Origin of the sequence: Kaistella sp. PBT33-4, from assembly GCF_029194425.1 — a bacterium.
Taxonomy (GTDB): Bacteria; Bacteroidota; Bacteroidia; order Flavobacteriales; family Weeksellaceae; genus Marnyiella.
Genome location: NZ_JARFYL010000003.1, coordinates 382,631 through 396,958 on the forward strand (window position 1 = coordinate 382,631; position 14,328 = coordinate 396,958).

Annotated in this window: 13 protein-coding genes and 4 tRNA genes; 4 read left to right on the top strand and 13 right to left on the bottom strand. The window is 43.0% G+C overall.

Annotated elements, in window-relative coordinates; translation table 11 throughout:
* Positions 1 to 98 precede the first annotated feature (98 nt).
* Complete coding sequence (locus P0M11_RS07820) at positions 99 to 638, top strand: hypothetical protein (protein WP_275625176.1); 540 nt, start codon at positions 99 to 101, stop codon at positions 636 to 638.
* 112 nt (positions 639 to 750) lie between these two features.
* Here P0M11_RS07820 and P0M11_RS07825 read toward each other — a convergent pair.
* The 9 genes from P0M11_RS07825 to P0M11_RS07865 form a co-directional block, all read right to left on the bottom strand.
* Positions 751 to 837 (bottom strand) — tRNA-Ser (locus P0M11_RS07825).
* Positions 838 to 882: 45 nt separating this feature from the next.
* Positions 883 to 1,920: an FAD-dependent oxidoreductase gene (locus tag P0M11_RS07830; RefSeq protein ID WP_275625177.1), complete on the bottom strand. Its 1,038-nt coding sequence runs from the start codon at positions 1,918 to 1,920 to the stop codon at positions 883 to 885.
* Between the two features lie 53 nt (positions 1,921 to 1,973).
* Positions 1,974 to 2,909: a gliding motility protein GldN gene (gene gldN / locus P0M11_RS07835; RefSeq protein WP_275625178.1), complete on the bottom strand. Its 936-nt coding sequence runs from the start codon at positions 2,907 to 2,909 to the stop codon at positions 1,974 to 1,976.
* Positions 2,910 to 2,938: 29 nt separating this feature from the next.
* Positions 2,939 to 4,528 carry a gliding motility protein GldM gene (gene gldM / locus P0M11_RS07840; RefSeq protein ID WP_275625179.1) on the bottom strand — a complete coding sequence of 530 codons (1,590 nt, stop codon included), beginning with the start codon at positions 4,526 to 4,528 and terminating at the stop codon, positions 2,939 to 2,941.
* 43 nt (positions 4,529 to 4,571) lie between these two features.
* Positions 4,572 to 5,276, bottom strand: a complete 705-nt coding sequence (gene gldL / locus P0M11_RS07845; RefSeq protein ID WP_275625180.1) for a gliding motility protein GldL — start codon at positions 5,274 to 5,276, stop codon at positions 4,572 to 4,574.
* Between the two features lie 36 nt (positions 5,277 to 5,312).
* Positions 5,313 to 6,737, bottom strand: coding sequence for a gliding motility lipoprotein GldK (gene gldK / locus P0M11_RS07850; RefSeq protein ID WP_275625181.1), 1,425 nt, complete (start codon positions 6,735 to 6,737; stop codon positions 5,313 to 5,315).
* Between the two features lie 105 nt (positions 6,738 to 6,842).
* Positions 6,843 to 8,693 (bottom strand): glutamine--fructose-6-phosphate transaminase (isomerizing), encoded by a 1,851-nt coding sequence (glmS, locus tag P0M11_RS07855; protein WP_158063531.1) that lies wholly within the window; start codon positions 8,691 to 8,693, stop codon positions 6,843 to 6,845.
* 19 nt (positions 8,694 to 8,712) lie between these two features.
* Positions 8,713 to 10,221 carry a DUF4270 family protein gene (locus P0M11_RS07860; RefSeq protein ID WP_275625182.1) on the bottom strand — a complete coding sequence of 503 codons (1,509 nt, stop codon included), beginning with the start codon at positions 10,219 to 10,221 and terminating at the stop codon, positions 8,713 to 8,715.
* A gap of 10 nt (positions 10,222 to 10,231) precedes the next feature.
* The gene (locus P0M11_RS07865) at positions 10,232 to 11,002 is read right to left on the bottom strand and encodes a glycogen/starch synthase (RefSeq protein WP_158063529.1); all 771 of its coding nucleotides are present in this window, start codon (positions 11,000 to 11,002) and stop codon (positions 10,232 to 10,234) included.
* Positions 11,003 to 11,195: 193 nt separating this feature from the next.
* Between P0M11_RS07865 and panC the strand changes: the two genes are divergently transcribed.
* Complete coding sequence (gene panC, locus P0M11_RS07870) at positions 11,196 to 12,044, top strand: pantoate--beta-alanine ligase (protein ID WP_275625183.1); 849 nt, start codon at positions 11,196 to 11,198, stop codon at positions 12,042 to 12,044.
* A 99-nt stretch (positions 12,045 to 12,143) separates the two neighbouring features.
* Here the strand turns inward: panC and P0M11_RS07875 are convergent.
* From P0M11_RS07875 to P0M11_RS07885, 3 genes are all read right to left on the bottom strand, one after another.
* A tRNA-Lys gene (locus P0M11_RS07875) sits at positions 12,144 to 12,216 on the bottom strand.
* Positions 12,217 to 12,255: 39 nt separating this feature from the next.
* Positions 12,256 to 12,338: transfer RNA gene (locus tag P0M11_RS07880), tRNA-Leu, on the bottom strand.
* A gap of 36 nt (positions 12,339 to 12,374) precedes the next feature.
* Positions 12,375 to 12,447 (bottom strand) — tRNA-Lys (locus P0M11_RS07885).
* A 101-nt stretch (positions 12,448 to 12,548) separates the two neighbouring features.
* On the opposite strand from P0M11_RS07885, the gene P0M11_RS07890 reads away from it, so the two are divergent.
* Positions 12,549 to 13,061, top strand: a complete 513-nt coding sequence (locus P0M11_RS07890) for a shikimate kinase (RefSeq protein ID WP_275625184.1) — start codon at positions 12,549 to 12,551, stop codon at positions 13,059 to 13,061.
* On the opposite strand, the gene P0M11_RS07895 is transcribed toward P0M11_RS07890, so the two are convergent.
* On the bottom strand, positions 13,058 to 13,495 hold the full coding sequence (locus P0M11_RS07895) for an RNA-binding S4 domain-containing protein (RefSeq protein WP_275625185.1): 438 nt from the start codon (positions 13,493 to 13,495) through the stop codon (positions 13,058 to 13,060). The genes P0M11_RS07890 and P0M11_RS07895 overlap by 4 nt on opposite strands.
* A 56-nt stretch (positions 13,496 to 13,551) precedes the next feature.
* Between P0M11_RS07895 and P0M11_RS07900 the strand changes: the two genes are divergently transcribed.
* Entirely contained in the window at positions 13,552 to 14,280 is a 729-nt protein-coding gene (locus P0M11_RS07900) for a hypothetical protein (RefSeq protein ID WP_275625186.1), read from the top strand.
* Positions 14,281 to 14,328: the final 48 nt, after the last annotated feature.

Sequence of the window (14,328 nt, forward strand, 5' to 3'; positions counted from 1 at the left end):
TTTTTATAGTGTTAAACAATGTTAAGACGCGGTCCTGTGGCACCGTAATTGGATTTTAGGTAGCACAACAAAATATTAACATTTAAAATTTTACTATTATGGAAAATCAACCATTCAGACCAGAATTCAGAAACGATTATGTATCCAGAGTGTTCAGAACCAGAGAGGAGGCCGACAGAGCTTATGAAGATCTTCACGGAAGAGGGTACAGCAAGGATGATGTAAATGTGCTGATGTCTGATAAAACACGTGATACTTACTTTACCAACACTGACCGCGATACTGCTCTTGGCGACAAAGTTGCAGACAACGCAGGAACAGGATCACTGATCGGCGGCGGAATTGGCGCGGTAGTAGGCGCAGTAGCTGCGATTGGTTCCAACGTACTTCTTCCAGGTCTTGGACTTGTTGTAGCAGGTCCGTTGGCTGCAGGTCTTGCAGGTGCCGGTGCCGGTGCAGCAACCGGTGGTCTGGTAGGAGCCCTTACAGGTGCAGGTGTTCCTGAAGATGAGGCCGCTCGTTACGAGTCTGAAATTAAGGATGGCGGTATCTACATGGGCTATAAGCCAAGAAATGAAGAAGATGCACGCTATACATACGACCGTTGGTATAACGATGATACAGAAGCAAGACTGTAACATTACCTTAAATATTTTCAAAAAAGCAGCCTGTACATTTTGTACGGGCTGTTTTTTAATAAATTAATGAGCAAAAAAAATCCTGCCGTATAATACGGCAGGATGCTTACTGCAGAGAGGAAGGGATTCGAACCCTCGATACAGTTACCCGTATACTAGCTTTCCAGGCTAGCTCCTTCAACCACTCGGACACCTCTCTTAATGGTGGGCAAAAATAGGATTAATTTAGATATAAACAAAATTATTATTGTGTAAATCTTTTTAAATCTACTTCCACCGGAATATCTGTCCCCAACTCGATATGTCTGTACAGGATTTCTGCAAAATAATTTCCATTGAGTATACCACGGGCACCCAAACCATTGAACACGAACAAATTTTTATAATCAGGATGAACACCTAAAATAGGACGTCTGTCCCTCACAGTCGGCCGAAACCCGAAATTCACTTCAGCGACCTCAAAATCACGAGGGTAAAGAAGTCTCAGACCAGCTTTTAACTCCTCTACAGCAGACGGGTCAATTCCCTGATCCAACCGGTGACGGTCATAAGTTCCGCCATAATAATATTTACCGTTACTCAGCGGGAAAAGAAAATGCTTTTTCTTTAACGTTGAGGAAAGGTTCAGATCAGAAGCTAAGTTTACTTTTAAATGATGTCCTTTATTAGGCAGCACAGGAATACTGCTGAAGAAGGGATTATTGAGTACAGCCATCCCTTCACAAAAAACAGCTGTGCCATATTCCAGGTTTCCATACTTGCGGGATAATGGATCAAGGAGATTATAGTTAAAGGATTCCTTAAACAGGACTCCCTGTTTATAAAGAAAATCTGAAAGTGAAGTAAAGAATTTCTGTACATCAAGCCGCCCGGACTGCATCACCGTACCTACGCCATATTCATTATTTACCCCATCTAACCTGGTGATTTGCGGAGAAAGAAATGGACTTAGGCTTTCCGTGTTTGTTTTCTTTTCCCAGAGCGACTTTTCATTATCATCATGAAAGATCCGGCGTACGGGTTCATCCACATAGAAAATCTCACCCGTATAGGATTCCATTTCAGATAACGTCTTCTTTAAACTGTCAATCTGCTCCTGCGCCAGCCAAAAACTGGTGAATTTCTTGAGTACAACAGGGTTCACGACACCCGCCGAAACATGTGAGGCACCGGAAGAGCTGCTCCCGAACATCATGAAACTTTTACCGGCCATAATAATCTGATGCGCGAAAAACATCCCGGCATAACCGTTACCAACTATTATATAATCTACTTTCTGCATAAAAAAAACCTGAGTAAAGATACTCAGGTTTATATTGATTTGAAAGTGCTTTCTTAATAATGCCACATTTCGTTTTCCATTGCAAGGATCTGACCTTTGATACGGTTGCTCTCCTCGATCTGCTCTTCAGCATTTCTTGGAATATAGTCCTTAATCGTACCCTCACCCAAACCATTAGATGATTTATAAATCACAGAAGAGAATCTTCTTGCGTTCATCAGGTCATCGAAACTTAAGTCAGCAGCGGTATTCTTCTTGTTGAAAACCATATTGTTGGCAAGTACTTTACGGGCATCAGGATAATAGATCCAAAACAGGTCGATATAGGCATCATCACCACCGATAGGCTGTCCGTCCGGACCAAGCTGACCAGCAGTTGCCGGATCAGGACCCATAGCGGCAATACCAAGAGGTCTGTACTTCATCTGGCTGTCTCTTTTGTCTATAAACCACATACCCATCACTTTCAGAAGCTGTACCTTATCAGAAGTGGTACGTATTCTGTCCGTATATCTTTCAATTTCTTCCTGAGTCGGAGTTCTGCCGGAGTTGTAAATATCGATAAGGGCATCATCTACTCTTGTAGACTCAAGTCTCTTAAGGATACCTTCAGGTGAAAGCTTGGTAAGGAAATCTTCCTCCTCATACACTTCAGTGATCTGGCCGGATAAAGCTGCATCCAGCAAAACCTGATACATAGACTTGGTCTGATTGCTGAAACCAATTTCAGTATTATAGTAGAAAGGCTGGTTTACCTTGTCGTTAAGATCTATGATTTCCCAAACATACACACTTTTCAAAATATCCTTTTCATCTACATAACCATAGGATAGCGGGGTTATTTCAGCGGAAACAATACTGTCTCCTACGATGCGCATATTATCGTCCCGGAGTTTTCTGAATTCTTCCGGCGATTTAGCATTAAGAATAGTCTGGGCAAATGCAAACCCTGAAACTACTACTAATAAACTGCTAATATATTTTTTCATGTTAATGAATTTAATACAATTTAAAAATTTTACTGAACATTGATTACAACCGGGGTGATATTCTTCAACCTTTGGTTACCCAATCCGCTTGCCGTAGCTTCGATATCGAAAATCCAGGCAGCATCTCCGGAACGCAGGGTCTTAGTCATACCTTCAACAGACTGAAGACTGTTTCCTGTAATATAAGTTGCGGCACGTCCTGCTACTTTGAACTTGAAACCTGTCACGGTAAATGTAACCGGGAAGTCGAAGTCCGGAATAGTCGCCGTAACCAACTGCTTGCTGATTGATGATGCAGGCATACTAACCACATTCTTATCCCTGATCTGACCCTGAGCTGCAGGTACACCTTTCACCCGGAAATCGAATGTTTTGGACTGTGTGCCTCTTGGACCGGTACCGGAAACAGTCAGCTTGATTGTTGTACCTGTAGTAGGTGTAACAATCCACTTTCCTGCTCCTGCACTCTTCACATTGGCACCAGGTGCTGAAAGTGAAAGTCTGGAATTATCCACACCCAGGATCGCTCCTGAAATCGGGTTTTCAAGTCCACGGTAGAGAACGTTCATCTTATCCGCAGATATTGTTGCGCCGGTTTCAAACTGAACTTCCTTCTGTCCCGCAATTACGTTGTATGTATGGGTGTAAGGAATAGACACAGGTTCACCGTTCGCCATTTGTACCGTAATGGTACCTCCAATTTTTCTTTCACCAAGCCCACCGGTGTTCAAACCGATAATACCTTTTCCATTCTCCGTTCTGTTAACACCGGAAATACGAATCTTGTCACTGTTGGAGTAAGATGCAAGATAAACAGTAGCTTCAGCTTTTGTGCCCTGTACCACATCAGTAGGTGCTTTAACAATCGCGTCATACTGGTTGAATTTAATACTCGCATCCACTTTTTCCTGCAGCATAAGAGCCAAGGCGTCCGACTGAACATTACGCGCATCATTCTGAATGATCTCCAGATTGGAGATTGCAGCGATAAGCGGTTGATTGTAGAATTTAGACTGCAACCAAGTTTTATCCTCAAGTTTGCTGTCTTTTGGGTATTCGGTTCTCAATGATTTATTTGCACGGTCTACTAAAGACTTCATATTGGTGTTATTACCAAATGTCTGTGTGATGTAATTACGCACATCATCCATCTTCTGCTTAAGAACGTTCGCGTTGTTAGACGGAACAGTCTCATCACCATCATTAAAGAAATACTGGGTTGTAGCTGTATTGTTATTAAGGGCAGTAAAGTTCTCACTGATATCAATAGGCTGATTGGTTTCAGGATGGAATTCAAAAAATTCTGAATCCTTCTTTACTTTATCTTTCACCTGATCAACATGAGCGACCAGATCATCAATCTTACCTTTCAGCACCTTGTACTGCTCCCAGGGCTGTGCATAGGTATCGGGAACCGCAGCCGCTTTGGCTTCAAGAGTTACCTCAAAGATTTCAGTATTCTTGGTCTCAGTAAGCTGGCGAGTATCGCGCAGTGACTGAGTGGACTCATAATAGGATCTGATGATCTCCGCATCAATATTTAACGCCATCATCGCGATGAACACTAAATACATCAGGTTAATCATTTTCTGACGTGGAGTCTGTTTTCCTTGTGCCATTTTCTCTTTCGTTATTTAAATATAAGTTAAAATGTACCGGAAATTAGGACTTCATTGCAGTAAGCATACCTCCGTAAACTCTATTAAGATTGTTCAGATTAGAAGTTAGACCGTGTAGTTCTTCGTTAAACTTAGCAGAATGCTCAGCTGATTTCTCAAGATCCGCTACATATCTTCTGTTGTATTCAGCCTGCTTCTGACCCTGTTCCAACTGCATAGCATAAAGCTGGTTCATACTTTCCATGTGTGAAGCTGCTCTGTTCAGCTGCTCATTATATTTGTGTGTAGAAGCAGAAACGTCAACAGTCTGGTTAATCTGGTCTACAGAGTTGGAAAACTTATCGATACCTGCTCTAAGTCTCTCAAAAAGACCTACGTCCAGTCGGGCCTCTTCCAGCATTTTGTCAAGCTTGCTGCTCAGTGAATTTTCCATATCCAGCATCATTTGCTGTTTGTTGCCTACACCAACATTGGCATGAAGCGGGTTTGGCTTGGCGTGCTTGTCCAGCAACTCCGGATATACATTTTCCCAGGCATAGCTTTCCTCAGACTTAGGTGGGTCAAAGGCAAAAATTACGAAGATAATAGCTTCAGTTACAAGACCAACCGTAAGGGCAACATTTCCCGTGATGGGTCCGAAGCTAAGGTGGGTAATTTTTAGCCAGGCACCTAAAATTACAATAGCGGCACCAAATGAATAGACAAAGTTATATATACCGTCCTTTGTTCCGAAAACTCTTCCGATCATTATTTTACTTTTTTAATATTAGAATTCAATTAGTTATTAGTTCGTTCTTCTCTTAGGCTTTACTGCAGATTCCGGAATATCCTGTACAGTTCTGAAACCGATATAGCTTCTTGCCGAATCTTTTCTTTCCCAATCTCTGGCACCCACCATAAGCATTGCACCTATGTCTTTCCAGGATCCGCCACGTACAGATTTTCTTGTATCCGCAGTTCCTTTTGTAGTTGGGTTAAGCGTATTGGCAAAACCGTAAGATGAGTTACTGAAATCGGACTCTGTCCATTCTGAGACGTTACCGGCCATATCAAACAGTCCGTATCCGTTCTTTCTGAATTTTTTAACCGGTGCAGTATAAGTATAAGTTCCCAGTTTATCATCTTCAATATAGCTACCTCTTTTCGGTTTGAAGTTTGCAAGATAGCAAGCCCTGTCGTCCATCAGGTATGGACCTCCCCATGGGAAAGGCGCATTCTCCAGGCCTCCTCTTGCGGCATATTCCCATTCCTGTTCGGTTGGCAAACGGAATCTAAGAGGTCTTTGCTTCTTTCTCTTAAGACTTTCGTTGTAATCACTTTTCAGTTTAGAACGGAAATCACAGTAAGCTCTTGCCTGATCCCAGGTTACACCTACTACAGGATAATCCTTGTAGGAGTTGTGCCAGAAATACTGCTCGAACAGTGGTTCATTATAAGAGTAATGGAAATCCCTAACCCACACCGTAGTATCCGGGTAAATAGCAAGGCTTTCTCTCTTCAGGAAGTTAGCTCCTCTTGCATTTTCAGCAATCGCTGTATTATGGTCTTCCCAAACATAAGAATATCTCAGTTTTGAAGCATCAATCACCCTTTGGTTCCCAACTCTCTGGGAAGCCGGCAAGTACATGGATTCTAAAACTTCAGCATATTCCACATCCGGATATTTTGCAGTACTCCAGTGCAAAGGAATGCTCCAGTCCAACTTTCTGTTGGCATCATAACCGGACTCGTCGCGGCCACCCTGAGATTCCTGCCATTCCTGATAAGGAGTCATTTCTTCATCTTCCTGATAAGCTTTGTATGCGTAATCTCCGATACTCTCGCCTCTACCGCTGCCGTCACCACCTTCACCAGCTGCCTCAGCCAGTAAAGTTCTCGCGATGGAATCACGTACATAATTAATGAATACACGGTATTCCGCATTTGTTGTTTCTGCCTCATCCATAAAGAAGGAAGACACAGTAACGGTTCTAAGTTGTGCTTTTTCAGGTTGGTTGGTCATATCCTGATCTGCAAGACCTACAACAAAGGATCCGGAGGGAATAGAAACCATTCCGTAAGGTCTTTGTGCAACAAAACTTCTTGATCTTTCCTTTGGTATCAATTCTCCTTTTGTTCCCGGTTTACCTGCGGAGCTACCTCCGCCTGAACAAGATACCGTTGCAGATACTGCTGACGCTGATAATAATAAAAGAAATATCCTTTTCATGTTAATTTTTATAATTAAGCCGTAAATATATAATTTTTTTAAGAAACTTTTAAGATTTTTTTTGAAAAACGAAAAAAATCTTAGAATATTTTGTTTGCCCCAATTTTATTCGACAGTTACCGATTTTGCGAGGTTTCTGGGCTGGTCTACATTGGCACCCCTGTAAACAGCCACATAGTAGGCCAGCAGCTGGAGCGGGATTGCAGCAACTATTGGCGAGAAGCATTCCGAGGTTTCAGGAATCTCGATCACATAATCTGCCATAGCAGCTACCTGCTCATCTCCCTTGTTTACAACCGCAATAACCTTCCCTTTACGCGCTTTAATTTCCTGCACGTTGCTTACCAGCTTGTCATAATGTCCTTTCTTTGGAGCTATAATAACAATCGGCATGTTTTCATCTATAAGCGCGATGGGACCGTGCTTCATTTCGGCGGCAGGATAACCTTCTGCATGGATATAGGATATTTCCTTCAGCTTAAGTGCACCTTCAAGCGCCGACGGGAAATTATATCCACGACCAAGATACAGGAAGTTCTGCGTCTGTACAAAATCTTTAGCAATCTCCTTAGTAATATCGTGAGTACTTTGCAGGGCTTCCTCAATCTTTTTCGGCAGCAAATCCAGTTCAGTGATCAGACTCATAAACTCTGAATTGCTGAGTGCCCCGTTGTGCTTACCCAGTTTAAGAGCGATTAACGACAGTACGGTAAGCTGCGCAGTAAATGCTTTCGTGGAAGCCACGCCAATCTCCGGACCTGCATGTGTATAGGAACCGGCATCGGTAATACGGGCAATTGATGAATCCACAACATTACAAATCCCATAGATAAAGGCTCCTTTTTCTTTTGCGAGTTTCAGAGCAGCCATTGTATCTGCAGTTTCACCCGACTGAGAAATGGCAATTACCACATCTTTCTCTGTAATGATCGGGTTACGGTATCTGAATTCAGATGCATATTCTACCTCCACATTCACCCTGGCGAACTCCTCAATCAGGTATTCCCCAATCAAACCTGCATGCCATGAGGTACCGCAAGCGATAATAATAATTCTGCCTGCATTGTTAAATCTTTCAAGATGGTCAAAGATACCGGCCATCTTTATAATACCTTCTTCCACCAGCAGCCTGCCGCGCATGGTGTCATGAACAGATTTTGGCTGCTCAAAAATTTCCTTCAGCATAAAGTGCTCATAACCACCCTTCTCAATCTGCTCCAAACTTAGCTTAAGCTCCTGAATGGCAGGAACTATTTTAACATTATCAGTAATGGACCGGATATCTACACCGTTCTCAAGGGAAATTGTAGCCATATGGCCTTCCTCCAGATAAATTGCTTCTTTGGTAAATTCAACAAACGGAGAGGCATCTGAAGCGATGAAGTACTCCTTATCACCAAGACCAATTGCCAGAGGAGAACCGAGACGGCCTACAACCAGGACACCCGGAAAATCATCATGCATTACCGTAATGGCATACGCACCGTACACCTCGTTCAGTGCATAACGCACTGCGGTTGGGAAATCGATGGCAGGATCCACATCCATAAAATACTGGATAAGGTTTACGAGAACTTCCGTATCTGTTTCAGAATGGAAAACAAATCCTTTGTCCGTAAGCATGGTTTTGATGGTATCATAGTTTTCTATGATCCCGTTATGAACCAATGCGATCTTGCCGTTATTGGACAAATGAGGATGGCTGTTTCGGTCGCTGGGCACTCCATGTGTAGCCCAACGGGTATGGCCCATGCCAATGGTAGCTGTACCTCTAAGGTTTTCTGAGACGGCCACCAGATCATCAACCTTGCCTTTTGTCTTGGCCATCTTAAAAGTTGAATCTCCGTCCAGCACGATGCCTGCACTGTCATATCCTCTGTATTCAAGCCTCCGCAAACCGTTGATTACTACAGAATAAGCGTCCTGAAATCCTGTATATCCTACAATTCCACACATAGTTATAAGTTTTTTTTTATTATTTGGTTCCGTAAATTACTTTGAGCTGAATTCTGTTGGCACGGGAAGCATCTGTCCCCACAAGTACTACCCTGTTCGGCACAAAAGAGCGCGTGTCTGCACGGTAACCCAGCAGCTGGTTGGTTTCACTGGATTTAAAGGCACCCACGTTTACCACAAAATCTTTATTGGCCGCCTCACTTTCCACGATGTCTTTTAAGGATTTGGTTACCGTGAATTCATAATAAGCCGGATTTTTCTTAAGGTCAAAAGCGCTCACAAGGCTGAAGTTAGGTACAGCTGAGAGTGCGCTGAGCTCAGGCAGGAAGCCTGTAGCATCTTTCTGCAGGAATACAAAGGCCGAAGGTTTGTCGTAGTTGCTGTTCCAAATGGTCTCATCTGTATATACTCGGATTTTCGCACCCATGATTCCGATTTTGTCTTTACTGAATTTCTCTTTCAGAACTGCAATTTCCGAATCCGGGATCCTGAAGCCGAAACCGGGACCACCCATTCCCTGCACAAAAAGTCTGGAATCGCCGGTTACAGAATTGCTGGATGCCAGCGCCGCGCTCACAGGTGCATCAGTACGGTTGAAGGTGTATTGCCCAAAACGGACATTAGGATCGCCAAGGGTGAATTTTTTCGTGAGTTGCGGACGTGTTGTAGTACCGTTCTCCACTTTGTCATATTTGTAATATAAAACGATCTCAGCATTGGTTGGTGTGAACCTGAAGATATAACCGTCATTTTCATCTACTGAAATTCTAACGCCCCTGAAATATCTTATGAAACTTGCCGCATCTTTCAGGTCTGCCGATCCTTCTGCGTCAACAATTTTCTGCTGAAAAAAAGAAGCGCTTAGTGGTATCCTTAGACTTGCATCGTTGCTCCATAGGTTGCTGTTGTCAGAATCTTTGGTAATTACCGTAGAACTGATTCTTCCTTTAAAGGCCTTAGAGCCAAGTTCGGCACCCAAAGCCACCGCTCTGTTAGAAAAACTCATTTGCTCTGCTCCACCAAGGAAGTCCGCCACTTCATGAACACGAAGAGTTAAGTCCCTGTTGTGCTTGCCATATTTTAATACCGGATAAGAAGTAACCACTTTCTTGGCAGGGATGTTCTCTTCTGAATACAGATAATTCTCGTCTGTAGTTACGGACGATGAATCCGAGGCGAACAGGGGCTTGATGACCAGTACAGCAGAATCCACCACCGCATTGTCTCCAAACACCGGATTGTACTCCATGGGTCTGACCTGAGATACATAAGCAGCCTTCTGTGTGCCAAATGAAGCTTCCGAGAAAGCACCCAGCGGCGCCAGACTCAGTTCGGACGCATCGGTGCGTATGGTGTCATTATTATTAATGTTATAGGCAATCACATCAAAGTTCTCCTCATTCAGCTGTGCTCCGGAGAAGAGCTGCTCGCCCAGGTTATCTGCTTCGGGTTCACAGCTATATAAAAAAACACTTCCGAATGCAATTACAGAAGCGATTTTTGTAATGTTTTTAATAGTACTTATCATCAATTCAGGTTTAGTATATATTTTCAATGGACTGCGAATCCAGGTATTCAGATTTTTCGGTTTTAGTATCGGCGAACGCCTGGTTAAGGTCTGCATCCAGAAACTCATCCCCTTTGATCACCATATCTACATATTTAAGGCTCTCTACTACAACGTCCCTGAATGCAGGTGCCTCCAATTTATCAAAGTCGGAGATACTGTCAAACTTCAGTTTTTCGGCAAGATTGTTTTCAAGCGGTAAATTCTCCTCATTATAAAGGGACATTACTATCCTGGTATCTTTGAAATAATTATCGTTTTTGTAGTAGGTTTTCAGGTAGATCGGAATCATGGAAGACATCCAGCCATTAAGGTGAATAACATCCGGCACCCAGTTAAGCTTCTTAATGGTCTCAATTACACCGCGGGCAAAGAATATCGCACGTTCGCCGTTGTCTTCGTAATTCTGACCATCCTCATCCTTGTAGAAGGTCTTCCGCTTAAAGTATTCTTCATTGTCGATGAAATACACCTGCAGTCTTTCACCCGGCAGGGAAGCCACCTTGATGATGAGCGGCTGGTCGAGGTCGTTTATAATGATATTCATACCGGACAGCCGGATTACTTCATGAAGCTGAAATTTTCTTTCGCTGATAATTCCAAACCTGGGCATAAAGACCCGTACATCATTTCCGGCACCATGCATCTTAAGCGCCATCTTGCTGGCCATAGCCGCTATATTGCTATCTTCCTGATAAGGAGACATTTCGGTCGTAATGTACAAAATTTTCTGATTGGGCATAATTTTTTTTCGTATGTGCCTTGAGTAGTTTCAAAACACGTTATTCTGCAAATTTACAAATTTCTGAGTTAAAACATTTTTATTAACACATATTAATACTGTTCCGGCCTTATAATTAAGGCAGATTCAATTTTGCAGTACAGACATCCTCAATTTCCAATTATTTTATATTTTTACCTCCAGACTAAAAACTATGGAAATATTCAGAAACAGATCACAGCTTACTGCTTATGTAGAAAGAAACCGGGAGATGGGAAAAGTAGTTGGATTTGCGCCTACTATGGGTGCGCTTCATGACGGACATATTTCGCTGTATGCGGCAGCAGCCGAAGAAAACGATTTGGTGATCTCTTCCATTTTTGTAAATCCTACACAGTTCAATAACAATGAAGACCTTATAAAGTATCCGCGCACCGTTGAGGCGGACATTAAGAAACTCGAAAATTCGGGATTTGTTCACGCGGTTTACCTGCCGGAAGCAGAGGATATATATCCCGGAGGCGTAGTAAGTAAACATTATTCCTTTGACGGTCTTGAGGACCAGATGGAGGGCGCTTCACGGCCGGGACATTTTGACGGTGTTGGTACCGTGGTGGAAGAACTCTTGCGGCAGGTACAGCCGGATAATGCGTATTTTGGAGAAAAAGATTTTCAGCAGCTGGCAATCGTAAAGAAACTGGTAAAGCTGAAAAACCTGCCGGTAACAATAAAAGGCATACCCACACAAAGACATGAGAGCGGCCTCGCCATGAGTTCGCGTAACACCAGGCTAACAGAAGCGCAGCGCGACGCAGCCAAAATCATTTATGAAACCCTTCTTAAGGTGAAAGACTGGTTCCGGGTGGTAAGTGTAAGCGAAATAAACAGCCGGGTAACTGACATTTTTAACAGTACTCCGGGCATGGTGATGGAATATTTTATGATTGCGGATGAGGAAACACTGAGGGAAACAGATTTCTTTTACAGGGACCGTTCCTACCGTGCGTTCATCGTTGTTTTTGTAGGGAATGTACGCTTAATCGACAATATGCATCTGGATTAAATCAAGTACCAAAATATCAAAAGCCTCCCGTTAGGAAGGCTTTTGAACACCAAATCACAAAATATTAATATGAAAAAAATTTACTTTGCAGCAAATCTGTGACCTGGCTGGGGCTCGAACCCAGGACCCATACATTAAAAGTGTATTGCTCTACCAACTGAGCTACCAGGTCGGTCTGTAATCTGAACGGTTTACCGTCATTTTATTTGTGTGCCTGCGACTGGACTCGAACCAGCACATCCATAGGAAACCACCCCCTCAAGATGGCGTGTCTACCAATTTCACCACACAGGCAAAAAATCCGTTATTACTGCGGGAATTTCCTGTTTGTGACTTGGCTGGGGCTCGAACCCAGGACCCATACATTAAAAGTGTATTGCTCTACCAACTGAGCTACCAAGTCTTCCATTTTCATCACAGATATCCTGTTCTAAAAAGTGGTGCAAAGATATGATTTTTTTTAAACTCTCAAAATAAATTTACAACTTTGTACAAATTAAAAATATGATCATAAGTCTGCTAGGCTACATGGGTTGCGGTAAGACTCACATATCCAAATTAGTAAGCAAAAAAATGGATTTTGAGTATGTGGACCTTGATTTTGAAATATCCAGAAAGAACAGGATGCCGGTAAGTGAGATTTTTGAAAAAAAAGGTGAAATATACTTCCGCAAACAGGAACGGGAGGTGTTGGAGGAACTTTTAGCCTCCAAAACAGACACCGTACTCAGCCTGGGTGGCGGAACACCATGTTACTACAATAATATGGAAGCAATAAATCACGGTTCCCTCAGCTTCTTTCTTATGACATCCGTACCTGTACTTGCTGAGCGCCTGCGCAGACATAAACACAAAAGACCTCTGATTGCAAATATACCTGATGAAGATTTGCAGGAATTCATTGCCAAACATCTTTTTGAACGTAATCCCTACTACAGCCAGGCCAGATACATTGTAAACTGTACTTCCAAAACGCCGGAACAGATATCAGAGGAGATTACCTCGTTGGTTTTCTAATTTTCTTCTCCATCATCTTCCAAACCGCTGAAGAAGTCGTTCCATTCGGTATCCTCAGAATTGCTGCTGTCGTCCACAGTGAATCCGTCTATATCCCGTCTGTCTTTTTTGGTTGGCCTTCCTTCACCTTTTAATCGGTAATAATTCTGCTCATCCCGCCGGAGTTTCAGCAATTCGTATTCCTGTTTATCCGTCTGGTCTATTATATGCAGCGGTACAAGCTTTGCACCCAGGCGACTTTTAGGAATCTGCAGCACCTTAATCTTATAGTTTATCTGATTTTTGCGGATTTTTATCACATCGCCTTCCCTCACCTCACGGGAAGATTTTACAATATTCTCCCCCACGGAAACTCTGTTCTTCTTTATCTCATCTGCCGCTATGCTCCGGGTCTTGTAAAAGCGCACACTCCACAAAAACTTATCGATTCTCATTATTTTTTATACTTTTGTGTCAAACAAATTTTCAGCAATTTAACCAATAATTTAAAATGAAAAAAATCCTGTTATATTGTACTGCGCTCCTGCTGGCCCTATCCTCATGCAGAAAAGAGGATGAGCCTACGGAAACCTATAAGGAACCCGAATCTCTGGAAGTTCAGAATTCCTATGACGATCAGGCCATTCAGAAATTCCTGACCGCTCACTATCTGGACACTCAGGGAAACATTAAAGCTTTTAGCGAGACTGATGCGGCTGACGATAATTACACCAAACTGAGCGATATGGGCCCCGTGACCCTCCCGTCTGGTGTGGTATATATTGTTCGTCCAGGCGCTCAGCCTGATCCTGGCACAGCCATTGGTTCTTCAGATATTATCAGACTGATGTCCCGATCCATTTCCTATGTGGGAATCAGCACCGATGGAAATGTAACGTTTGCTTCACCTTTTTCTTTTAAAAGCACAATAGACGGCGCAGGTGTGCCTGAGGTTGATCCCTCCTACTACTATGTTAAACAGTCGGTGCTGGATGCCGCGACTGCTGATGTAGCAAAGCAGAGAAGCTATTATGAGATTGAAGGATTCCGTGAGGCACTGCAGCATTTCAGAGCTTTTGACCTCACTGATGACAGCGGATATAATCTGCAGGGTGTCATTATTGTTCCTTCGCGCGCGGCTTTTGCAAGAGATCCACATTATAACCACAGCGGGTATTCTATGCGTAACCGCAGTGTCGTTTTCAATTTCCAGGTGTATAAAACCACGCCAAGACCTTAAGCAACAATATGTAAATAAAAAAGGCTGTTTCACCGGGTGAAACAGCCT